This is a genomic window from Streptomyces acidiscabies (genome assembly GCF_020010905.1).
Taxonomy (GTDB): domain Bacteria; phylum Actinomycetota; class Actinomycetes; order Streptomycetales; family Streptomycetaceae; genus Streptomyces; species Streptomyces acidiscabies.
In genome coordinates this window covers 3063740-3083569 of sequence record NZ_JAGJBY010000001.1, presented here as the reverse complement: position 1 = coordinate 3083569, position 19830 = coordinate 3063740, and the positions used below count along the sequence as shown (strand labels likewise).

The following is a 19830-nucleotide window of genomic DNA, read 5'->3' as shown; positions in this document are numbered from 1 at the left end:
GTCTGCGAGGGGCGCGTGGATCGATCCGTCAACTACTTCTACACCAGCTGCACACAGGCCGACGGCTGGCCGTCGCTCAGCCGCTTCCACGCCGATCTGGAGTACCGGCTCAAGGCCCAGGAGGGCCTGTGGGTGGCCGGTGTACTCGGACCGCAGACAGGCTCGGGACCGGTGCTGGAGCGCGGGGTCACGCGGGTCGGCGTGCTGGTCGCGCTGTACTCCCGGCACTACTTCCAGGACCGTGACTGCGGCCTGGAGTGGTCGGTGTTCCAACGCCGCGTCCGCAGCCAGGAGTTCCTCACGGACCAGCCGCTCGCCGACTGCGTGATCCCCCTCGTGTGGAATCCGGAAACCCCGTACGAACCTCCCGAGGGCATCCCGGCCCCCTGGTCGTTCCTCGCCGAACTGGACGGCGCGGGTTCCGCGGCCGGTCAACTGTACGAGAACAAAGGGCTGTCGGGCCTGATGCAGTCCCAGCTCCCCGAGGCGGCCGACCTGTACGTCGCTCTCCTGGGCCTGCTCGCGCGCCGGATCGCGAAGGCGCAGGATTTCCGCCTCGCCCCCCTGGAGGGCGACGAACTCCGCACGGTCACACCGGCGTTCGGCACGACCCCCGCACCCGAGCGCGTCAGCCGGACCGTCCCGGGTGGCGACCTGGTGACCCACGGCTCCGGGAACGGCGGCTATCTGCGCTACTCCGACGTGGGCCACCGGGGAAGCGCCCGGCTCCGCTCCGTCGCCATCAGTTACGTCGGCGCCGACCAGCCGTGGGCCGACTGGATACAGGAGGTCCTGGAGGAGGACCCCGGCACGGCCACCGTCCACCAGGTGCGCTGGAGAACGGAGTTGGAGCCGCTGTCGGAAGCGGTCGCGCGGGCGCGGGCGGAGAGTTCGCGGGTCGTCGTGGTGTTCTCGCGCAGCTACTTCACCGCCGGAGCACCCGACCCCTACCAGTGGGAGGAGGTGTTCATCGGGCCGGACGCGGCGGATCTGATCCCCGTTCAGATCGACACCGAGCCAAGGCCGTTGCTCGTGCGCCGGGGCGTTCAGGTCGCCCAGCTCACCGGCTCGGACGAGGGACAGGCCCAGCGCCTGCGCGACATGGTCGGGGACGCAGGTCCGACCGTACCGGGTCAGCGCGAGGGGGATGCGCGGTGACCTTCCCCCCGCCGCGTTCGGGCCGCTCGCCGACGGAACCGCCGCCGATATCCAACATCCCTGAGCAGGGGCTGCCGTTCAACGGCCGCGACGAGCAGATCGCCCGGCTCACCAAGCTCTTCCGGCAGTACGGCCATGTCCTGCTGCACGACGCCGAGTCGGGGCACGGGTTCGGCAAGACCCAGATGGCGATCGCCTATTGCTGGCGGTTCACCCTGCGCTACGACGTGGTCTGGTGGTTCAAGTGCTCCGACGAGACCGACGACGACCGGCTGCTCACCCTGATCGAGACGCAGGAACAGGAGCTGCTCGAACTCTGCGCACAGACCCTGGGCGGGCCGCCGAAGCCCAGACCCGACAGCAGGTGGCTGTTCGTGTACGACAACGTCTCCGACCCCGACCGCATCTACGAGCACTTCGTCCCCGGCGCCGGCCACCGCCTCGTCATCTCCCGCACGAAAGGTCTCACCTGGGGGGAGAACTGCCTCGCACTCGGCGGACTCAGTCCGACGATCGCCGAAGCACTTCTCCTCCAACAGGCCGAGAGCCTCACCGGCGAACAGGCCGAACGCCTCGCGCGCCGCGCCAAGGGGCACCCCGGCACGCTCCTGACGGCCGCCGAGATCGTCCGCCAGTCCGGGTACGAGGGGTACATGGACCGGTTCGGGCCCAGTACCCCGCCGCACGGCACCCCGATCCCCGGCTCCGGCAGCCTCCTCGGCTCGACCGACAAGCGCACCCTCATCGAGGCCATCGTCCGCTCCCCCGTCAACGGCACGCGCGAGACCTTCGACCTGTGGGTCCAGTCCATCCGACTCGCCCTGAAACCGGTCCTGTTCGCCCCGCTGATCGACGGCGGCTCGGCCCGCAACCGCGTCATCGCCATCGTCAACGAGGCCGCCACTTCGGTGCCGATCCTCACCGCCCTCGCGAACGCCATGGAGGAACAGGACGACCACGAGGCGACACGTGTCGTACGCCGCCTGGTGGACAAGGCAACTGCCGGACGAACGGCCACGGCTGACGCCGGACGGCCCCACGACTTCGGGGAGGATCCATGACCGGCCGACCGCCGTTCTTCTTCACCAGCTACGCCGAACGCCGTGCCGACAGCGACCTGGTGGAGCGGTTCCACGCCCGGCTCCAGCGGGAGGTGGAGATCAAACGCGGGCGCTCGGCCCCGAACGAGGGCTTCCTCAACACCGGTGCCGTACGGCTCGGTCAGGGCTGGCGCCGGAAGATCGGTACGGCGCTGGGGCGGACCAGATTCCTGGTCGTCCTGCTGACGGACGACTACCTCGCGAGCTCTTGGTGTGCGCGGGAGTGGGCGGTGATGCAGGAACGCGTACGGCTCGCGGAGCCGGCGGAGCCGGTGGCCCTCCTGCCCCTCTTCTGGACCGGGGTCAGCCGCGAACTCCCTGCGGAGGCAGCCGACTTGCAGCTCCGGATGGCGACGCTCGGCGCGGCGTACACGGACCGGTGCCTGGTCGACCTGATGCGGGAGGACCCTCAAGGGTACGAGAAGTTCGTGATCGGCCTGACGGACCACATGGTGAAGGAGGCGTCGACCGAACTGCCGGAGATGGACGGCGAGTTGGCGGCAAGCTACCCACCGGCGTTCGGGTTGGCGGCACCGGAGGGGGAAGAGGAGGCGGAGGCGGCGCAAATAATGCAGGCGGAACCGGAGTTGAAGACAGCGCAGGCCACCCCGGTCGAGACGTTCAGGAAAGTCGACCTCATCGACGCCTTCGTCCGCTCCCCCATCTCCGGCACCCGCGAGACCTACGACCTCTGGCTGGAGTCCGTCCGACTCCTCATCGCCCCGGTCCAGTTGGCCCCCGGCACGGACGCCGGCACCCTGCGGAACCGCGTGATCGCACTGATCAACTTCGCCTTGCCGCGAGAGACCCCGGACGTCCTCCTGGCCCTCGCCGAAGCCCTGGAGGAACTGGGCGACCACGAGGCGACCCGCGAAGTACGCCGCCTCGTCGACCTGGCCGCACGGAACAAGAAGCCGTAACCCCTACTCCCCGAACACCCCGTCCAGCCACCCCTGCCAACCCGCCTCCGCAGCCTTGGGATCCGCACCCTCCCCGAAGTCATGCACGCTGATCCCCACCGGCGCCCCCCACCTCCCACGCCCGAACACCCGAACAAGCGCCTGCTCGGTCCGCAACCCGATGAACTCCGGCGTCCGATAGTCGAGTACGGCCTCGAACTCCCGCGGCCCGCGCACGGTGACCCGCTCCCCGACGACCTCTCCGACCCCCAACTCCCGCGCCACCAGGGCAAGAGCGTCCGGCGTGGCAGAAGCAGCCGACCCCTCCGCAGAGGAGAACGCCACCGCCCGCGGAGCGAAGTGCGCCAAGTACTCCCGCAGCGTGTGCAGATAGAAGTCCGTGTGCCGCCCGGCCCCGTCGTACTGGTTCTCCCAGTCGTCGACGAAGATCCCGCTGTGCACGTACCGCACCCACGCCCGCCGCCCCTCGTCCCGGGACTCGACGGTGTAGTCGAGCTGATTCCGGGACTGGACGGCCATGCCCACGTCCTCGCTCACGTTCGTGTACCGGTACGGCGGTTCCCACGCCGTGACGGTCGACCCGAACGGCCCGCTCCCCCCGACGCGGGGCTCGGGCGCCTCCATGGGCCACAGATACGCCCCGGAGTTCTGCGTCACCGCCTCCCACACCTGCTCCGGCGTCGCGTCCACCTCGAACTCGCGGACGATCTCGAATTCCTTCTCCGTGCCCTTGGACATGGCGACTCTCCTCAGTTCTCGGTCAGTTCGGTACGGGACGGCGTCTCTTTGAGCGTCGGATGCAGCCCGAGCACGATCCGGTGATCGCGCCCGCCCGCCGCGTCCGGCGCGTCGTACTTGCGGATCAGCGCGCTCACCCCGGCCGTCAACTCCTGGACGAACGCGGCCCGTTCGGCGGCGGACGCGAACCGCACCTCGCCGTCCAGCGCGTAGGTCGCCAGCCCCTGACGGGCTTTGGCCGCGCCGGTGATCAGCGATCCGACGTCCCGTACGAGCCGTGCGCCCAGCGCCAGCAGCCAGCGCGCGGAGAGCTGGTCACGGAACCTGTCGGGATCCGGCTGCACCTCCGCGAGGGCCAGCGGCGAGATGACGTACGACGCGGCGGTGGCCCGCATCAGCCGCTCGGTGACGTTCCCCTTGCGCCGCTCCCCGGCCAGCTCGACCAGGCCGTGCTTCTCCAGCGCCTTGAGGTGATAGTTCACCTTCTGCCGGGGCAGCCCGACCCGCCCGGCCAGCATCGCGGCGGACGCGGGTCCGGCGGCCAGCTCCGCGAGCAGCCGCGCCCTTATCGGGTCCAGCGTCGCGGCTGCCGCCTCAGGGTTCTCGATCACGGTGACGTCCAGCATGGCTCCACCGTCTCACCGAAAACTTTTTTTGTCCAGGCGAGAAGAGTTGTCGGTGAGCGGGCATGACTCGACACCCCTCGTGGGGGCTCCGCCTTACGCCTTCTCCCCGTCCTCCCCCAGCCTCGACAACTGGCTCTGGAACCAGTCCAGCCGCGCCTGCAACAGCGCGGCCTCCGCGGTGAGTTCGGGCACCCCGAACCGCGCGGACACCGCCCCCTCCCGCGCGACGACCCGCAGCCCCTCGCCTGCCAGCCGCGCGAACGAGGCGAGGGAGACGGCGGTACGGCCCTGTACGCAGCCCGCGCAGGACGCGGCGAGCCCGAGCCATCCCGGGCGGCCCCACCCGGCGTCGGCGAGCGCGGCGGCGGGGGCGCCACAGGCGCAGGGCCCGACGGTCATCACGCGGACACGCTGTCTCGCGTACCGGAATCCCAGCTCGAAGCGGATGTAGGCGCCGAGGACGGTCACGTCCAGCAGCACCGCGTCACGGTTCTCGGCGACGCAGAGCAGCCCCTCGGCCGTACCCCGCTCGTGCACGCAGTGGAATCCGCAGTCGCACCGCCGCTGCGGCGCCCGGTGCCGCAGCCCGTACACGCACGACGCCTCCGCGACCACCCCGTACGGCAGCGCGCCGCCCAGCGACACGCCCGTGAACCCGGCCCGGGTGCCGTCGTACGCCAGCACCGGGCGAGCGATCTTGTATCCGGTCGGCGGCCGATCCGGACGTTCCTCCGGCAGCCGCAGCCTCATCGACCGACCGGCACCTCTTCGACGGCCAACTCCTGCTGCTCGTCGACGAGTTCGACCTCGTCCTCGACGATGTCGTCGCACTCTTCCGCGACGCCGGTGGCGACTGCCCTGCCGAGCCTCATACTGCCTCCCCTGTGGCGGTTTCCCTCGGCCATGGTGACGGACGGGCGGGGGTTTGGACACAGGGCCTCAGCTGGGCGGATCACCTTCGAGGAAGCACTGCTAATCAATACCGGGTAGCAGATTTAAGTAGGGCTACACCATCACCCCGCCGACACTACTCCCATGACCACCTTCGGCCGCGCCCTCTGCGCGATGATCACCCCCTTCACCGAGACCGGTGCCCTCGACCTGGACGGCGCGCAACGCCTGGCCGCCCACCTGATCGACGAAGGCTGCGACGGCCTGGTCCTCTCCGGCACGACCGGCGAATCCCCCACGACGACGGACGCGGAGAAGTCAGCGCTGGTACGAGCGGTACGGGAAGCCGTGGGCCCAACCACCCCCATCCTCACGGGAGTCGGCACCGCGGACACCCACCACACGGCCCAACTCACCCTGGACGCGGCCAAGTCCGGAGCAACCGGCATCCTCCTGGCGCCGCCGTACTACAGCCGCCCACCTCAAGCCGCCATCGAATCCCACCTCCGCGAGATCGCCGACCTCAGCGAACTCCCGGTCATGCTCTACGACATCCCCTCCCGCACAGCCACCCGCCTCGAACCCCCCACCCTCCTCCGCCTGTCCGAACACCCCCGCATCATCGCGGTCAAGGACTGCTCCTACGACTTCCTGGCCGCCCAAAAGCTCATCTCCCGCACAGACTTGGCGTACTACGCAGGCTGCGACGAACACAACCTCGCCCTGTACGCCGTAGGCGGCACGGGCTACGTCAGCACGATCGCGAACGCCGCAGCCCGCCAAGTCCGCAGCATCCTGGACCTGTTCGACGCAGGCAACACCTCAGCAGCGGCAAAGGCCCAACAACGCCTCATCCCCCTAACGGAGTTGATGATGGCCTCCGACCTCCCCGGCACAGTAACCGCCAAGGCCCTCCTCACCGACCTGGGCCTCCCCTCGGGCCCGGTACGACGCCCACTCCTGAACGCGGACGCTGAGACGAGGAGGGCGCTGCGCGCGGCGTACGAGGAATGCCGATGAACTGACCGAAAAGACGGCACCCCTCTACCGTGAGCACCATGCCACCCCGCCCCCTCCTCTTCCTGGACGTGGACGGCCCGTTGAACCCCTACGCGGCCCAACCGGAACGCCGCCCCGAGGGCTACACGACCATCCGCGCCGCAGTCCCCTCCCACCCCCGCCCCCTCCGGGTCTGGCTCAACCCCACCCACGGCCCTTCCCTCCTGGCCCTCCCCTACGACCTGGTCTGGGCAACGACGTGGATGTCCTTGGCGAACACCTGGATAGCCCCGACCGTGAACCTCCCGCCCCTCCCCTACGTCGACTTCGGCCCCGACCTCCTCGCCCTCCGCCCCGACGAACTCCACTGGAAAACACCCCACTTGCTGACGTACGCCGCAGGCCGCCCCTTCGCCTGGGTGGACGACGAGCAGTCCCCGGCGGACACGGAGTACGTCACGGCCCACCACCCCGCCCCAGCCCTCCTCCACCACGTGAACCCCCGACTGGGCCTGAGGGAAGGCGACTTCAGGGTGTTGGAGGAGTGGGCCGCCGCCAACGCGTGAGCGCCCTCCCCCTGGCCGGGGAAGAGCGCTCAGCGAACCAGCAGGCAGCGTCGGTCAGTTGTGGCTGTGCAGGATCTCGTTCAGGCCGCCCCACACCGCGTTGTTCGGCCGAGCCTCGACCGTCCCGGTCACGGAGTTGCGGCGGAAGAGGATGTTCGACGCACCCGACAGCTCACGGGCCTTCACGATCTGGCCGTCCGGCATCGTGACGCGAGTGCCGGCGGTGACGTACAGACCCGCCTCGACCACGCATTCGTCGCCCAGCGCGATACCCACCCCGGCCTCGGCCCCGATCAGGCACCGCTCGCCGATCGTGATGCGGACGTTCCCGCCCCCGGACAGCGTGCCCATCGTGGACGCCCCGCCCCCGATGTCGGACCCGTCCCCGACGACGACCCCGGCGGAGATACGCCCCTCCACCATGGACGTCCCGAGCGTCCCCGCGTTGAAGTTGACGAAGCCCTCGTGCATGACGGTCGTACCCTCGGCGAGGTGCGCACCGAGGCGGACGCGGTCGGCGTCGGCGATGCGGACGCCCTTGGGGGCGACGTAGTCGGTCATGCGGGGGAACTTGTCGATGGACGTCACCTGAAGGTGGAGCCCCTCGGCGCGCGCGTTCAGCCGCACCTTCTCGACGTCGTCCACGGCGACCGGCCCCAGCGAGGTCCACGCCACGTTCGCGAGGAACCCGAAGATCCCGTCGAGACTCACCCCGTGCGGCTTCACAAGCCGGTGGGAGAGCAGGTGCAACCGCAGATACGCATCATGCACGTCCACAGGCTTCTCGGCCAGCGAAGAAATAACCGTACGAACCGCAACCACCTCGACACCCCGGCGCGCGTCGACCCCGATCGCCTTCGCCGCACCCTCCCCGAGCAGCTCGACCGCCTTCTCGGCCGACAACCGCTCACTCCCCGAGGGCCCGGGCCCGGCGTCGAGGGCGGGGGCGGGGAACCACGTGTCGAGTACGGTCCCATCAGCGGCGATGGTGGCAAGACCCGCGGCCACCGCGCCGCCGGTACCAGGTGCAGTCGTGTCACTCATGAGGGAAACCTAACCGGCGAACCCCCACAGAAGCGAACCAGCCACCGGCCGTCTCAGGGTACGAACGACCAGCACAGCGACAAGAATGGTACGAGGCGCCTCAGCCGAGCACCCCTGACAGCCCCCGGCACGGCGGGAGACCCCCGAACGGCGAGCCCGCCCCGGCCTGCCCCGCACGGCAGGAGAGCCGCAAACGGCGGGAAGCGGGGTGCCGGGGTGCGGCGCAGCCGTCGCTTACGAAGACCACAGCCCACAGCTCGGTCCACCCCACCGCCCAACACCACCCGCGACGGGCTCGCCGCACCCCCGGCACCCCCGACCCACCCCCAAACCCCCCGCGCCCCACGCCACGCCACAGCCACCCCGCACGCACACCCCCTCACCCCCCAATCACCCTCCCCAACACCTCCCGAGCCGCCCCCTCGTCATACCCCACCCCCGTCAACAACACCTGCAAACAGATCCCGTCCACCAACGCCACCACCCCCCGAGCCGTCACCTCATCCGTCCTCCGCGCCAGCAACTCCCCCGCAGACTCCGCCCATTCCCCCGCCACCACCTTCAACGCAGGCCGCCGCAAAGCCGCGAGATACAGCTCGTACTCCAACTCCACCCGCCCCAGATCCCCTTGCAGCCACTCCCCCAGCAACCGAGCGAGCCCGCCCGCGAGATCACTCCCCGACTCCCACAACTCGACCTCACCTGCGAGCATTTCACCGAACCGCTCGTTGGCCTGCCGAAGCGCGGCGACCATCAGCTCGTCCAGCGTGGCGAAGTGATACGTCGTCGACCCGAGCGGCACATCCGCCTCGGCCGCGACGGTCCGGTGGCTCAGCCCGTCCAGCCCCTTCTGCCGTACGACACGCAGCGCCGCGTCGATGATCCGCTGCCGCCGCTCGGGGTCGTACCGCCGCCCCATCAGTGCGCCCCACCGAGGTTGAGCACCACAACTCCCGCCACGATCAACAGAATCCCGGCGATCTTCGCGCCCCCGACCCCGTCCCCGAACAGCACGACGCCGATCACCGCGATGGTCGCCGTACCGACGCCCGCCCAGATCGCGTACGCCGTCCCGATGGACACGCTCCGCAACGTCTGCGCGAGCAGCGCGAACGACACGACATAGCCGAGCCCGGTCAGCAGGGACGGCCACAACTTGCTGAAACCGTCGCTGTACTTCATCGCGCTGGTGGCGATCACCTCGGCGAGGATGGCGCCGGCGAGCATCAGATATCCCATGCGTACGAGCGTACACATCGATAGGTACACCCGTACACATACACACTCGCGACGCCCGATGACCCGCCCTGTGAACGGCAGTTGAGAAAGCGTTATCGAACGCGATCACCCAAACCGGTACTCCCCAGTCACAGGGTCCACTAGTGTTTCACCGTTCACACACCGGGCCCCCGCATTCGCGGCCCCGCCATGGGCGCCGCTGGAGGATCAGCGCATGCCATTCAAGAAGTCCCGGCCCTCTCAAGAGAATTCGTGGGAGAACGGCTGGGCCCCGGACATCTCGCGGGCCCCCGGCACCCGACGTCTGTGGCTGGCCGGTGCCCTCGCGCTGGCCACGGTGACGGCCTGCGTCACGGCGATCACCGTCATGGACCAGAAGTCGGTCAAGTCCGACGAGGCGAAGCAGGCCGACACGAAGTCGGCCAAGGAGACCGGCCCCGGCCTGATCTCGTTCGCCACCCCGACGCCGGGCGCCTCGGCCTCCGGCGGCAAGGGCAAGGAGGAGACCGCGGGCGGCACCACCCCCTCGGGCTCCCCCTCCCCGTCCGCCGACCCCTCGGCCTCCCCGTCCCCGGCGGACGGCGACGGCAAGGGCGCCGGCGACAAGGGGACCGGCGGCACCAAGCCCGTCCCGTCCCCCACCCCGGCCAAGCCGGCCCCGAACAAGCCCCCGGCGCAGCCCGCGACCAACCCGTACGACCGTTCGCTCAGCGCCGTCAACTACCCCGACCGCTACTGGCACGTCAGCAACGGTCTCGTGAAGCTCGACGTGCCGGGCGGCTCGGAGTCCCGCGAGGACTCCACCTTCACGGTCGTCCCCGGCCTCGCCGACAACTCCTGCTTCACCTTCAAGACGCACGACGGCAATTACCTGCGCCACCGCAACTTCGTCCTGCGGGCCGAACGCAACGACGGCTCCCGCCTGTTCTCCCAGGACGCGACCTTCTGCTCCTCCCCCTCCCCCTACTCGGACGCCGTGATGCTGCGGTCCGTGAACTACCCCAACTACGTCCTGCGCCACAAGAACTTCCAGCTCCGCCTGGACCCGTACGGCTACAACACGACGATGCGCCAGGACTTCTCGTTCCGGGTGACAACGCCGCTCGGATAATCGCACCGCGCACAACAGCGCACACAACAACGGAGGGCGAGGTCCGTAAAGACCTCGCCCTCCGTCATGCACAAAGGCACAAAGGCACAAAGGACAAGCACCCTCAGACGTTGAACCCCAACGCCCTCAACTGGTCCCGCCCGTCATCCGTGATCTTGTCCGGCCCCCACGGCGGCATCCACACCCAGTTGATGCGCAACTCGTTGACCAGCCCGTCAGTGGCCGACTTGGCCTGGTCCTCGATGACATCGGTCAGCGGACAGGCCGCCGACGTCAGGGTCATGTCGATCGTCGCGATGTTCGCGTCGTCGATGTGGATGCCGTAGATCAGGCCGAGGTTGACGACGTCGATGCCCAGTTCCGGGTCGACGACGTCGTACAGCGCCTCGCGGACTTCGTCCTCCGACGCCGGCTTCATCTCGATGGTCTCGCTCATACGCTCTTCGCCTCCCTCTCCGCGAAAGCCTGGGCCGTCGCGTCCTTCCAGGCCATCCAGCTCAGCAGGGCGCACTTGACGCGCGCCGGGTACTTGGAGACCCCGGCGAACGCGACGGCGTCCTCCAGGACCTCCTCCATAGCGTCGTCGGGCTCGATCCGGCCCTTGGACTGCATCAGCTCCAGGAAGGTCTCCTGGATCTTCTGCGCGTCGGCGAGGTCCTTGCCGACGAGGAGTTCGTTCAGGACGGAGGCGCTGGCCTGGCTGATGGAGCAGCCCTGGCCCTCGTACGACACGTCCTCGATCGTCGTACCGTCGTACTTCACGCGGAGCGTGATCTCGTCGCCGCACGTCGGGTTCACGTGGTGCACCTCGGCGTCGCCGTCCCTCAGACCACGCCCGTGCGGGTGCTTGTAGTGGTCCAGGATGACTTCCTGGTACATCGAATCCAGCTTCACGACAGCCCCTCAGCCGAAGAAGTTCCGTACGTGCTCCAGCCCGTCGACCAGAGCGTCGATCTCCGCCGGCGTGGAGTACAGATAGAACGACGCTCGCGTGGTCGCAGGAATTCCGTACCGCAGGCAGACGGGCCGGGCACAGTGATGACCGACACGTACGGCGATCCCCTGCTCGTCCAGCACCTGCCCCACGTCGTGCGGGTGGATGTCACCGAGCGTGAACGAGATCGCGGCGCCCCGGTCCTCGGCAGTGGACGGCCCGATGATCCGCAGATCAGGCACCGCCAACAACCGCTGGACCGCGTACTCCGTCAGCGCGTGCTCGTGCGCCAGGATCTTGTCCATGCCGATCGCGCTCAGATAGTCGATCGCCGCACCCAGACCGACCGCCTGCGCGATCGGCGGCGTCCCCGCCTCGAACTTGTGCGGAGCGGGAGCGTACGTCGACGAGTGCATCGACACGGTCTCGATCATCTCGCCACCACCGAGGAACGGCGGCAGATCCTCAAGGAGTTCCTGCCGCCCCCACAGCACACCGATCCCGGTCGGCCCGCACATCTTGTGACCCGTGAAGGCCACGAAGTCCGCCTGGAGCGCCTGCACGTCCAGCGGCATGTGCGGCGCGGCCTGCGAGGCGTCGATGCAGACCAGCGCACCGACCTCCTGCGCCCGGCGCACGATGGCCTCGACGGGGTTGACCGTGCCGAGGATGTTGGAGACCAGCACGAAGGAGACGATCTTCGTCTTCTCGGTGATGATCTCCTCTATGTTCGACAGGTCCAGCCGGCCGTCGTCCGTGAGGCCGAACCACTTCAGCTTCGCGCCCGTCCGCTGCGACAGCAGCTGCCACGGCACGATGTTGGAGTGGTGCTCCATCTCCGTGATGACGATCTCGGTCTCGGAGTCCACGCGGTACGGCTCGTCGGCCCAGCCCAGCATGTTCGCGACGAGGTTCAGCGACTCGGAGGCGTTCTTCGTGAAGATCACCTCGTCCCGCGAGGGCGCGTTGATGAAGGCGGCGACCTTGTCGCGCGCGCCCTCGTACAGCGCCGTGGCCTCCTCCGCGAGCACGTGCACACCGCGGTGGACGTTGGCGTTGTGGCGCTCGTAGTACTCGGCGAGGGCGTCCAGCACCTGGCGCGGCTTCTGAGAGGTCGCCGCGTTGTCCAGGTACACGAGCTTCTGACCGTCGTGGACCTGGCGGTCCAGGATGGGGAAGTCCTTGCGGATCGCCTCAATGTCGAGGAGGCCCGGCAACTGCGTCACTCTGATGCGCCGCCCTTCGTGTAAGCCTCGTAGCCCTCGGCCTCCAGCTTGTCGGCCAGCTCGGGGCCGCCCGACTCGACGATCCGGCCGTTCGCGAAGACGTGGACGTGGTCGGGCTTGATGTAGCGCAGGATGCGCGTGTAGTGCGTGATCAGCAGCGTGCCGACCTCGCCGCTCTCGCGGACGCGGTTGACGCCCTCGGAGACGACGCGCAGGGCGTCGACGTCGAGGCCGGAGTCCGTCTCGTCGAGGATCGCGATCTTCGGCTTGAGCAGTTCGAGCTGAAGGATCTCGTGGCGCTTCTTCTCACCGCCGGAGAAGCCCTCGTTGACGTTGCGCTCGGCGAAGGTGGGGTCCATGGAGAGCTTCTCCATGGCCTCCTTGACCTCCTTCACCCAGGTACGCAGCTTGGGGGCCTCACCGCGGATGGCGGTGGCGGAGGTCCTCAAAAAATTACTGACAGAAACACCCGGAACCTCGACCGGGTACTGCATCGCGAGGAACAGGCCCGCGCGGGCACGCTCGTCGACAGACATCTCCAGGACGTCCTCGCCGTCCAGCAGAACCGTGCCGCCGGTGATCGTGTACTTCGGGTGACCGGCGAGGGAGTACGCGAGCGTGGACTTGCCGGAGCCGTTGGGGCCCATGATGGCGTGCGTCTCGCCCTGCTTCACGGTCAGGTCGACGCCCTTGAGGATCTCCTTCGTGGCGTTGTCGGCCTCGACGGTGACGTGCAAGTCGCGGATTTCAAGCGTTGCCATAGGTGCCTCAGGACTCCTGGTTGAGGGAGACGAGCACATCGTCCCCTTCGATCTTTACGGGGTATACGGGTACGGGGCGCGTCGCGGGGAGGCCGGACGGCTTGCCGGTGCGGAGGTCGAAGGCGGAGCCGTGCAGCCAGCACTCGATCTGACAGTCCTCCACCTCGCCCTCGGAGAGCGAGACGTTCGCGTGCGAGCAGATGTCGTGGATCGCGAACACCTCCCCCTCGGTCTGCACGACCGAGACCGGCGTGCCGTCGAGTTCCACCCGCTTCGGGGTGTCCTCCGCCAGCTCGCTCAGCCCACAGGCGCGTACGAAGGCCATCAGACGGACGCCCCCAGCTCCGCGTCGATCTTCACGAGCAGGCGCTCCTCGATGTCCGGGACACCGATCTGCTGGACCAGCTCCGCGAAGAAGCCGCGCACGACGAGCCGGCGGGCCTCGTCGGCCGGGATGCCGCGCGCCATCAGGTAGAAGAGCTGCTCGTCGTCGAACCGGCCGGTCGCGGAGGCGTGCCCGGCACCGACGATCTCGCCGGTCTCGATCTCCAGGTTCGGTACGGAGTCGACGCGCGCGCCGTCGGTGAGGACGAGGTTGCGGTTCATCTCGTACGTGTCCGTGCCCTCGGCCTTGGCCTCGATGAGCACGTCGCCGATCCACACCGCGTGGGCGCCCTCGCCCTGGAGCGCGCCCTTGTAGACGACGTTCGACTTGCAGTGCGGGGTGTTGTGGTCGACCAGGAGGCGGTGCTCCTGGTGCTGCCCGGCGTCGGTGAAGTACAGCCCGAACAGCTCGGCCTCGCCGCCGGTCGCGGCGTAGGAGACGCGCGGGTGCAGCCGTACGACGTCGCCGCCGAAGGTGACGACGACCGACTTGAAGCTGGCGTCGCGGCCGATCAGCGCGCTGTGCTGGGCGACGTGGACGGCCTTGTCGTCCCAGTCCTGGACGGAGACGACGGTGAGCTTGGCGCCGTCGCCGAGGACGTACTCGACGTTGGCCGCGACGACCGCGTCACCGGTGTGGTCGATGACGACGACGGCCTCGGCGAAGGCTCCGAGCTCGATGACCTGGTGGCCGAAGGAGGTGCCGCCCTCGCCGTGCACGGCGATGCGGATCGGCTCGGTGAGGACCGTCTCCTTGGGGACGGTGATCACGCCCGCCCGCTCGAACGCGGAGTACGCCTGAGCGGCGACCCGGTCGACGGGGGCGCCCGTCCGGCCGAGCCGGGCGTCGTCGCGGCCGGCCAGCTCGACGGTGACGCCCTCGGGTGCCTCGACGGCCACCGTGACACCCTCGCCGGTGGCGACGGCGGTGCCGTCGTGCAGCCCGCGCAGGCGCTCCAGCGGGGTGAACCGCCACTCCTCCTCGCGGCCATGGGGGACGGGAAAGTCCGCCACGTCGTAGGACGGGGGCGCGCTCATGCGGGTGGCGACGGTGGACTCGGCGGCCACCGCGATGGCGCCGGCGGTGGTGGACCCCACCGGGGAGTTCTGAGCCTCAGCCATGGCTGTCGTAGTGCTCACTTTCTTACGCTTGTATGACTTGCGAGGGCGACCCGAGGGGCCACGGTCAGCCGACCGCGCCTTCCATCTGGAGCTCGATCAGCCGGTTCAGCTCCAGCGCGTACTCCATCGGCAGCTCCTTCGCGATCGGCTCGACGAAGCCGCGCACGATCATCGCCATCGCCTCGAACTCGGTCATGCCCCGGCTCATCAGGTAGAAGAGCTGGTCGTCACTGACCTTGGAGACGGTCGCCTCGTGGCCCATGGACACGTCGTCCTCGCGGACGTCCACGTAGGGGTACGTGTCGGAGCGGGAGATGGTGTCGACGAGCAGCGCGTCGCACAGCACGTTGGACTTGGAGCCGTGGGCGCCCTCGCCGATCTCGACGAGACCGCGGTAGGAGGTACGGCCGCCGCCGCGCGCCACCGACTTGGAGACGATGTTGGAGGAGGTGTTCGGCGCCATGTGGACCATCTTGGAGCCGGCGTCCTGGTGCTGGCCCTCGCCCGCGAAGGCGATGGAGAGGGTCTCGCCCTTGGCGTGCTCGCCCATCAGGTAGACGGCCGGGTACTTCATCGTCACCTTGGAGCCGATGTTGCCGTCGACCCACTCCATGGTCGCGCCCTCGTAGGCGACGGCGCGCTTGGTGACCAGGTTGTAGACGTTGTTCGACCAGTTCTGGATGGTCGTGTACCGGCAGCGCGCGTTCTTCTTGACGATGATCTCGACGACCGCGCTGTGCAGGGAGTCCGACTTGTAGATCGGCGCCGTACAGCCCTCGACGTAGTGCACGTAGGCACCCTCGTCGACGATGATCAGGGTCCGCTCGAACTGGCCCATGTTCTCGGTGTTGATCCGGAAGTAGGCCTGGAGCGGGATCTCGACGTGCACGCCCGGGGGGACGTAGATGAAGGAACCGCCGGACCACACGGCCGTGTTGAGGGAGGCGAACTTGTTGTCGCCGACCGGGATGACCGTCCCGAAGTACTCCTTGAAGAGCTCCGGGTGCTCCTTCAGCGCGGTGTCCGTGTCGAGGAAGATGACGCCCTGCTCCTCCAGGTCCTCGCGGATCTGGTGGTAGACGACCTCGGACTCGTACTGGGCCGCGACACCGGCGACGAGGCGCTGCTTCTCCGCCTCCGGGATGCCGAGCTTGTCGTACGTGTTCTTGATGTCCTCGGGCAGGTCCTCCCAGGACTCCGCCTGCTTCTCCGTGGAGCGCACGAAGTACTTGATGTTGTCGAAGTCGATGCCGGAGAGGTCGGAGCCCCAGTTCGGCATGGGCTTCTTCTCGAAGAGGCGCAGGCCCTTGAGGCGCAGCTTCATCATCCACTCGGGCTCGGACTTCTTGCCCGAAATGTCCTTGACGACGTCCTCGTTCAGTCCTCGCTTGGCAGCGGCACCGGCCTCGTCGGAGTCGGCCCAGCCGTACTCGTACTTGCCAAGACCCTCTAGTTCGGGGTGGGCAGTCTCCGTGGTCATGCTGGGTTCCTCCCGGCCGTGCTTGCTGATGCGGTGTGGGAAATCTGGGGGTCCTTCGGGCCCGCCGAGGCCTTCGGGATGAACGTCGTGCACACGCCGTCGCCGTGGGCGATGGTGGCGAGGCGCTGGACGTGGGTGCCGAGCAGCTCGGCGAAGAACTCCGTCTCCGCCTCGCAGAGCTGCGGGAACTGCTCCGCGACGTGCGCCACGGGGCAGTGGTGCTGGCAGAGCTGCTCTCCCACGGGCGCGCTCCGGGCCGTAGCAGCGTACCCGTCCACCGAGAGGGCCTTGGCCAGGGCTTCCGTACGTTTCTCGGGCGGGACCCCGGCGAGGGCCCGGCGGTACGCGGGCGCCTGCGCGGCGACGCGGGCGCGGGCGAACGCGGTGACCGCGTCCTCGCCGCCCTCGCGCTCGGCGATCCAGCGCAGCGCCTCGGCGGCCAGCTTGTCGTAGGACTGGTCGAAGGCGTCCCGGCCACAGTCGGTCAGGACGAACACCTTCGCGGGACGGCCGCGGGTGCGGGCGCCGTAGACCCGCTGCTCACGGGCCTCCACGACGGTGTCGGCGACCAGCGCGTCCAGATGACGGCGGACGGCCGCCTGGGTCAGGCCCAGGCGGGCGGCGAGTTCGGCGACGGTGGAGGGGCCGTGGTCCAGGATCGAGCGGGCGACGCGGTTGCGGGTGGACCGCTCCCCGGTCGCGAGCTCCTCCTGCGGTGCCTCACCGACGTTTTTCACAACGCCATTGTTGCGTAATTCCCCAGGGTCGGGCAAGCCGCGCCCGCTCCGCCCCGCGGTGCCCTGCGTCACTTAGGCATACCTAATCTGACCTGCGGAAACGATCTTCCGCCCGATCAAACCGGTGGACCCGGGCCCGGCCCTGCGGGACACTCCCGACCATGCCCACACCCCTTCCCACCGGCCCACTCGTCACCCGGAAGACCCTCGCGGACGACCTCCGCACGCTGGGTGTGAAACCGGGCGAAAATCTCCTCGTCCACTCCTCCCTCTCCGCCCTGGGCTGGGTCAACGGCGGCGCGGTAGCCGTGATCCAGGCCCTCCTGGACGCCCTCGGCCCCACCGGCACGCTCACCGTCCCCACCCAGTCCGGCGACATCTCCGACCCGGCCCAGTGGGAGGACCCCCCGGTCCCCGAGTCCTGGTGGGCGGAGATCCGCGCGACCATGCCCCTCTACGACCCCGCGCTCACCCTCACCCGGGGCATGGGCGTCATCCCCGAGACGCTCCGCCGCTGGCCCGGCGCCCTGCGCAGCGCCCACCCCACGACCTCGTTCGCGGCGCTCGGCCCGGACGCCGCGAAGATCACCGCGAACCACGCCACCGACTGCCAGCTCGGCGAGCACAGCCCCCTGGCCCGCCTGGCGGAGCTGGACGCCCGCGTCCTCCTCCTCGGCGTCGGCTACGACAACTGCACCACCTTCCACTTCGCCGAGTACCGCGTCCCCGGCCCCGTCACCACCTACGGCCTCCCCACCCCGGACGGCTGGCGCACGGTCACCGACGTCGACCTCTCCGACGAGGGCTTCGAGGAACTCGGCCACGACTACGAGCGCGACCGCCCGGTGGTACGGGGCAAGGTGGGCGCGGCGGACACCCGGCTGTTCCCGGTCCGGGACGCGGTGGCGTACGCGGAACGCTGGCTGCCGATCCATCGGCCGTACGAGATCCCGTGACCCCGGCGCCCGAACCCCTCCCCGGCTCCCTAGACTCGTCTCTCATGCGAAGTGAGCCTGTCGTCCAGGTCCGGGCCCTGGTGAAGCGGTACGGCACCAAGACCGCGGTGGACGGCCTCGATCTGGTGGCCCTGGCCGGTGTCACCGCCGTGCTGGGACCCAACGGCGCGGGGAAGACGACGACGATCGAGGTGTGCGAGGGGTACCGGCGGGCGGACGGCGGGACGGTGAGCGTGCTGGGGCTCGACCCTGTCGCCGGGGCCGCCGAGCTGAAGCCCCGGATCGGCGTGATGCTGCAGTCGGGGGGCGTGTACTCCGGTGCGCGCGCCGACGAGATGCTCCGGCACATGGCGAAACTCCACGCGCACCCCCTCGACGTGGACGCGCTCATCGACCGGCTCGGCCTCGGCAGCTGCGGCCGGACCACCTACCGCCGCCTCTCCGGCGGCCAGCAACAGCGCCTCGCGCTCGCCATGGCCGTCGTCGGCCGCCCGGAACTCGTCTTCCTCGACGAGCCCACCGCCGGCCTCGACCCCCAGGCCCGCCGCGCCACCTGGGACCTCGTACGGGACCTGCGCGACGACGGCGTCTCCGTCATCCTCACGACGCACCACATGGACGAGGCCGAGCAGCTCGCCGACGACGTCGCGATCATCGACGCCGGGAAGGTCATCGCGCAGGGCTCCCCGGAGACCCTGTGCAAGGGCGGCGCCGAGAACACCCTCCGCTTCACCGGCCGCCCCGGTCTGGACGTCGGCTCACTGCTCAAGGCGCTCCCCACGGACTCCGCCGCCGCCGAACTCACGCCCGGCTCCTACCGGATCACCGGCAAGATCGACCCCCAACTCCTCGCGACGGTCACCTCCTGGTGCGCACAGCACGGCGTGATGCCGGACCGCATCTCGGTCGAACGCCACACGCTGGAGGACGTCTTCCTGGAACTGACCGGCAAGGAGCTGCGGGCATGACCGCGACCGGCGCATACACCCCCCGCCCCGGGGCGGCCCCCCTCCCCCGCATGATCGCGGCACAGGCGGCCCTGGAGACGAAGATGCTCCTGCGCAACGGCGAGCAACTCCTCCTCACGGTCATCATCCCCACCCTCCTCCTGGTCCTCTTCAGCTCGGTGGACATCATCGACACGGGCAAGGGCAAGTCGATCGACTTCCTGACCCCCGGCATCCTGGCCCTCTCGGTCATGTCCACAGCCTTCACAGGCCAGGCGATCGCTACAGGCTTCGAACGCAGATACGGAGTCCTGAAGCGCCTGGCATCGTCCCCGCTCCCGCGCTGGGCACTGATGACGGCGAAAACGGCATCGGTGCTGGTGACGGAGATCCTCCAGGTACTCCTGGTAACGGCAATCGCCTTGGCCATGGGCTGGTCCCCGCAAGGCAATCCGCTGACGGTCTTCCTCCTGCTGATCCTCGGCACGGCAGCGTTCTCGGGCCTGGGCCTGTTGATGGCAGGCACGCTGAAGGCGGAAGCAACGCTGGCGGCGGCGAACCTGGTCTTCCTGCTGCTCCTGGTAGGCGGCGGCGTAATAGTCCCGATGGACAAATACCCGCAAGCAGCACAGGACGTCTTGTCTCTCCTACCGATCTCAGCCCTCTCAGACGGCCTCCGAGACGTACTCCAACACGGAGCAGGAGTCCCATGGTCAAACCTGGGCATCCTGGCGGCATGGTCGGTAGCAGGCTTGGCGGCGGCGGGCCGTTTCTTCCGCTGGGAGTAGACACCCGCACCCAACAACAAACAGCCACCCCCACTAACTTAGGGGCGCGGGGAACTGCGCGACCAGCCACAACGAAACCCGCACCCGCCCCCCTCGTGAACGC

Annotated in this window: 24 protein-coding genes; 9 read left to right on the top strand and 15 right to left on the bottom strand. The window is 69.0% G+C overall.

Going from position 1 to position 19830, the window contains the following annotated elements; all coding sequences use genetic code 11:
- The first annotated feature begins 15 nt into the window (after positions 1-15).
- Genes J8M50_RS49685 through J8M50_RS14385 form a run of 3 tightly spaced genes read left to right on the top strand, consistent with a single transcriptional unit; the run spans position 16 to position 3178 of the window.
- Positions 16-1158: a toll/interleukin-1 receptor domain-containing protein gene (locus tag J8M50_RS49685; RefSeq protein ID WP_010352435.1), complete on the top strand. Its 1143-nt coding sequence runs from the start codon at positions 16-18 to the stop codon at positions 1156-1158.
- Complete coding sequence (locus J8M50_RS14390) at positions 1155-2219, top strand: hypothetical protein (protein ID WP_029183675.1); 1065 nt, start codon at positions 1155-1157, stop codon at positions 2217-2219. Before J8M50_RS49685 ends, J8M50_RS14390 begins: the two co-directional genes overlap by 4 nt.
- Entirely contained in the window at positions 2216-3178 is a 963-nt protein-coding gene (locus tag J8M50_RS14385) for a toll/interleukin-1 receptor domain-containing protein (RefSeq protein WP_029183676.1), read from the top strand. Before J8M50_RS14390 ends, J8M50_RS14385 begins: the two co-directional genes overlap by 4 nt.
- 3 nt (positions 3179-3181) lie before the next feature.
- Here J8M50_RS14385 and J8M50_RS14380 read toward each other — a convergent pair whose 3' ends face one another.
- The 4 genes from J8M50_RS14380 to J8M50_RS49085 all read right to left on the bottom strand — a co-directional run bounded on the left by J8M50_RS14380 (position 3182) and on the right by J8M50_RS49085 (position 5414).
- Complete coding sequence (locus tag J8M50_RS14380) at positions 3182-3916, bottom strand: SRPBCC family protein (RefSeq protein WP_010352436.1); 735 nt, start codon at positions 3914-3916, stop codon at positions 3182-3184.
- Between the two features lie 11 nt (positions 3917-3927).
- On the bottom strand, positions 3928-4542 hold the full coding sequence (locus tag J8M50_RS14375) for an ArsR/SmtB family transcription factor (RefSeq protein WP_010352437.1): 615 nt from the start codon (positions 4540-4542) through the stop codon (positions 3928-3930).
- A gap of 93 nt (positions 4543-4635) precedes the next feature.
- A complete protein-coding gene (locus J8M50_RS14370; protein WP_010352438.1) occupies positions 4636-5292 on the bottom strand; it encodes a hypothetical protein in 657 nt (218 codons plus the stop codon).
- A complete protein-coding gene (locus J8M50_RS49085) occupies positions 5289-5414 on the bottom strand; it encodes a hypothetical protein (protein WP_256725292.1) in 126 nt (41 codons plus the stop codon). The genes J8M50_RS14370 and J8M50_RS49085 overlap by 4 nt, the downstream gene beginning before the upstream one ends.
- Positions 5415-5577: 163 nt before the next feature.
- On the opposite strand from J8M50_RS49085, the gene dapA reads away from it, so the two are divergent.
- Positions 5578-6453, top strand: a complete 876-nt coding sequence (gene dapA, locus J8M50_RS14365) for a 4-hydroxy-tetrahydrodipicolinate synthase (RefSeq protein WP_010352439.1) — start codon at positions 5578-5580, stop codon at positions 6451-6453.
- Between the two features lie 38 nt (positions 6454-6491).
- Positions 6492-6998 (top strand): HAD domain-containing protein, encoded by a 507-nt coding sequence (locus tag J8M50_RS14360; RefSeq protein ID WP_010352440.1) that lies wholly within the window; start codon positions 6492-6494, stop codon positions 6996-6998.
- 54 nt (positions 6999-7052) lie between these two features.
- Here J8M50_RS14360 and dapD read toward each other — a convergent pair whose 3' ends face one another.
- From dapD to J8M50_RS14345, 3 genes are all read right to left on the bottom strand, one after another.
- On the bottom strand, positions 7053-8042 hold the full coding sequence (gene dapD, locus J8M50_RS14355) for a 2,3,4,5-tetrahydropyridine-2,6-dicarboxylate N-succinyltransferase (protein WP_029183677.1): 990 nt from the start codon (positions 8040-8042) through the stop codon (positions 7053-7055).
- A gap of 379 nt (positions 8043-8421) precedes the next feature.
- Positions 8422-8961, bottom strand: coding sequence for a TetR/AcrR family transcriptional regulator (locus J8M50_RS14350; protein ID WP_010352442.1), 540 nt, complete (start codon positions 8959-8961; stop codon positions 8422-8424).
- Positions 8961-9281 carry a DMT family transporter gene (locus tag J8M50_RS14345; protein WP_029183678.1) on the bottom strand — a complete coding sequence of 107 codons (321 nt, stop codon included), beginning with the start codon at positions 9279-9281 and terminating at the stop codon, positions 8961-8963. The genes J8M50_RS14350 and J8M50_RS14345 overlap by 1 nt, the downstream gene beginning before the upstream one ends.
- A 214-nt stretch (positions 9282-9495) precedes the next feature.
- Here J8M50_RS14345 and J8M50_RS14340 point away from each other — a divergent pair, with 214 nt between their 5' ends.
- Positions 9496-10392 carry an AbfB domain-containing protein gene (locus J8M50_RS14340; protein WP_010352444.1) on the top strand — a complete coding sequence of 299 codons (897 nt, stop codon included), beginning with the start codon at positions 9496-9498 and terminating at the stop codon, positions 10390-10392.
- 103 nt (positions 10393-10495) lie between these two features.
- Here J8M50_RS14340 and J8M50_RS14335 read toward each other — a convergent pair whose 3' ends face one another.
- From J8M50_RS14335 to J8M50_RS14300, 8 genes are all read right to left on the bottom strand, one after another.
- The gene (locus tag J8M50_RS14335) at positions 10496-10828 is read right to left on the bottom strand and encodes a metal-sulfur cluster assembly factor (RefSeq protein ID WP_010352445.1); all 333 of its coding nucleotides are present in this window, start codon (positions 10826-10828) and stop codon (positions 10496-10498) included.
- On the bottom strand, positions 10825-11286 hold the full coding sequence (gene sufU / locus J8M50_RS14330; RefSeq protein WP_010352446.1) for a Fe-S cluster assembly sulfur transfer protein SufU: 462 nt from the start codon (positions 11284-11286) through the stop codon (positions 10825-10827). Before sufU ends, J8M50_RS14335 begins: the two co-directional genes overlap by 4 nt.
- A gap of 9 nt (positions 11287-11295) precedes the next feature.
- Positions 11296-12552: a cysteine desulfurase gene (locus J8M50_RS14325; RefSeq protein ID WP_010352447.1), complete on the bottom strand. Its 1257-nt coding sequence runs from the start codon at positions 12550-12552 to the stop codon at positions 11296-11298.
- Positions 12549-13313, bottom strand: coding sequence for a Fe-S cluster assembly ATPase SufC (gene sufC / locus J8M50_RS14320; protein ID WP_010352448.1), 765 nt, complete (start codon positions 13311-13313; stop codon positions 12549-12551). Before sufC ends, J8M50_RS14325 begins: the two co-directional genes overlap by 4 nt.
- A 7-nt stretch (positions 13314-13320) precedes the next feature.
- A complete protein-coding gene (locus J8M50_RS14315; RefSeq protein WP_010352449.1) occupies positions 13321-13638 on the bottom strand; it encodes a non-heme iron oxygenase ferredoxin subunit in 318 nt (105 codons plus the stop codon).
- Positions 13638-14819, bottom strand: a complete 1182-nt coding sequence (sufD, locus tag J8M50_RS14310) for a Fe-S cluster assembly protein SufD (RefSeq protein WP_010352450.1) — start codon at positions 14817-14819, stop codon at positions 13638-13640. Before sufD ends, J8M50_RS14315 begins: the two co-directional genes overlap by 1 nt.
- Before the next feature lie 64 nt (positions 14820-14883).
- On the bottom strand, positions 14884-16299 hold the full coding sequence (gene sufB, locus J8M50_RS14305; RefSeq protein ID WP_010352451.1) for a Fe-S cluster assembly protein SufB: 1416 nt from the start codon (positions 16297-16299) through the stop codon (positions 14884-14886).
- The gene (locus J8M50_RS14300) at positions 16296-17036 is read right to left on the bottom strand and encodes a helix-turn-helix transcriptional regulator (protein ID WP_010352452.1); all 741 of its coding nucleotides are present in this window, start codon (positions 17034-17036) and stop codon (positions 16296-16298) included. The genes sufB and J8M50_RS14300 overlap by 4 nt, the downstream gene beginning before the upstream one ends.
- A gap of 161 nt (positions 17037-17197) precedes the next feature.
- Between J8M50_RS14300 and J8M50_RS14295 the strand changes: the two genes are divergently transcribed.
- From J8M50_RS14295 to J8M50_RS14285, 3 genes are read left to right on the top strand one after another with little or no spacing between them, the layout of a single operon-like run.
- On the top strand, positions 17198-17992 hold the full coding sequence (locus tag J8M50_RS14295; protein WP_010352453.1) for an AAC(3) family N-acetyltransferase: 795 nt from the start codon (positions 17198-17200) through the stop codon (positions 17990-17992).
- Positions 17993-18036: 44 nt separating this feature from the next.
- Positions 18037-18960 (top strand): ABC transporter ATP-binding protein, encoded by a 924-nt coding sequence (locus J8M50_RS14290; protein ID WP_010352455.1) that lies wholly within the window; start codon positions 18037-18039, stop codon positions 18958-18960.
- Positions 18957-19727, top strand: a complete 771-nt coding sequence (locus J8M50_RS14285; protein WP_010352456.1) for an ABC transporter permease — start codon at positions 18957-18959, stop codon at positions 19725-19727. Before J8M50_RS14290 ends, J8M50_RS14285 begins: the two co-directional genes overlap by 4 nt.
- Positions 19728-19830 lie beyond the last annotated feature (103 nt).

What these genes read in the sequence shown, in the direction of transcription:
- J8M50_RS14385 (WP_029183676.1), top strand. Translation starts at nt 2,216, where the DNA reads ATGACCGGCCGACCGCCGTTCTTCTTCACCAGCTACGCCGAACGCCGT.
- J8M50_RS14380 (WP_010352436.1), bottom strand. Translation starts at nt 3,916, where the DNA reads ATGTCCAAGGGCACGGAGAAGGAATTCGAGATCGTCCGCGAGTTCGAG.
- J8M50_RS14375 (WP_010352437.1), bottom strand. Translation starts at nt 4,542, where the DNA reads ATGCTGGACGTCACCGTGATCGAGAACCCTGAGGCGGCAGCCGCGACG.
- J8M50_RS14370 (WP_010352438.1), bottom strand. Translation starts at nt 5,292, where the DNA reads ATGAGGCTGCGGCTGCCGGAGGAACGTCCGGATCGGCCGCCGACCGGA.
- J8M50_RS49085 (WP_256725292.1), bottom strand. Translation starts at nt 5,414, where the DNA reads ATGAGGCTCGGCAGGGCAGTCGCCACCGGCGTCGCGGAAGAGTGCGAC.
- dapA (WP_010352439.1), top strand. Translation starts at nt 5,578, where the DNA reads ATGACCACCTTCGGCCGCGCCCTCTGCGCGATGATCACCCCCTTCACC.
- J8M50_RS14360 (WP_010352440.1), top strand. Translation starts at nt 6,492, where the DNA reads ATGCCACCCCGCCCCCTCCTCTTCCTGGACGTGGACGGCCCGTTGAAC.
- dapD (WP_029183677.1), bottom strand. Translation starts at nt 8,042, where the DNA reads ATGAGTGACACGACTGCACCTGGTACCGGCGGCGCGGTGGCCGCGGGT.
- J8M50_RS14350 (WP_010352442.1), bottom strand. Translation starts at nt 8,961, where the DNA reads ATGGGGCGGCGGTACGACCCCGAGCGGCGGCAGCGGATCATCGACGCG.
- J8M50_RS14345 (WP_029183678.1), bottom strand. Translation starts at nt 9,281, where the DNA reads ATGGGATATCTGATGCTCGCCGGCGCCATCCTCGCCGAGGTGATCGCC.
- J8M50_RS14340 (WP_010352444.1), top strand. Translation starts at nt 9,496, where the DNA reads ATGCCATTCAAGAAGTCCCGGCCCTCTCAAGAGAATTCGTGGGAGAAC.
- J8M50_RS14335 (WP_010352445.1), bottom strand. Translation starts at nt 10,828, where the DNA reads ATGAGCGAGACCATCGAGATGAAGCCGGCGTCGGAGGACGAAGTCCGC.
- sufC (WP_010352448.1), bottom strand. Translation starts at nt 13,313, where the DNA reads ATGGCAACGCTTGAAATCCGCGACTTGCACGTCACCGTCGAGGCCGAC.
- J8M50_RS14315 (WP_010352449.1), bottom strand. Translation starts at nt 13,638, where the DNA reads ATGGCCTTCGTACGCGCCTGTGGGCTGAGCGAGCTGGCGGAGGACACC.
- sufD (WP_010352450.1), bottom strand. Translation starts at nt 14,819, where the DNA reads ATGGCTGAGGCTCAGAACTCCCCGGTGGGGTCCACCACCGCCGGCGCC.
- sufB (WP_010352451.1), bottom strand. Translation starts at nt 16,299, where the DNA reads ATGACCACGGAGACTGCCCACCCCGAACTAGAGGGTCTTGGCAAGTAC.
- J8M50_RS14295 (WP_010352453.1), top strand. Translation starts at nt 17,198, where the DNA reads ATGCCCACACCCCTTCCCACCGGCCCACTCGTCACCCGGAAGACCCTC.
- J8M50_RS14290 (WP_010352455.1), top strand. Translation starts at nt 18,037, where the DNA reads ATGCGAAGTGAGCCTGTCGTCCAGGTCCGGGCCCTGGTGAAGCGGTAC.
- J8M50_RS14285 (WP_010352456.1), top strand. Translation starts at nt 18,957, where the DNA reads ATGACCGCGACCGGCGCATACACCCCCCGCCCCGGGGCGGCCCCCCTC.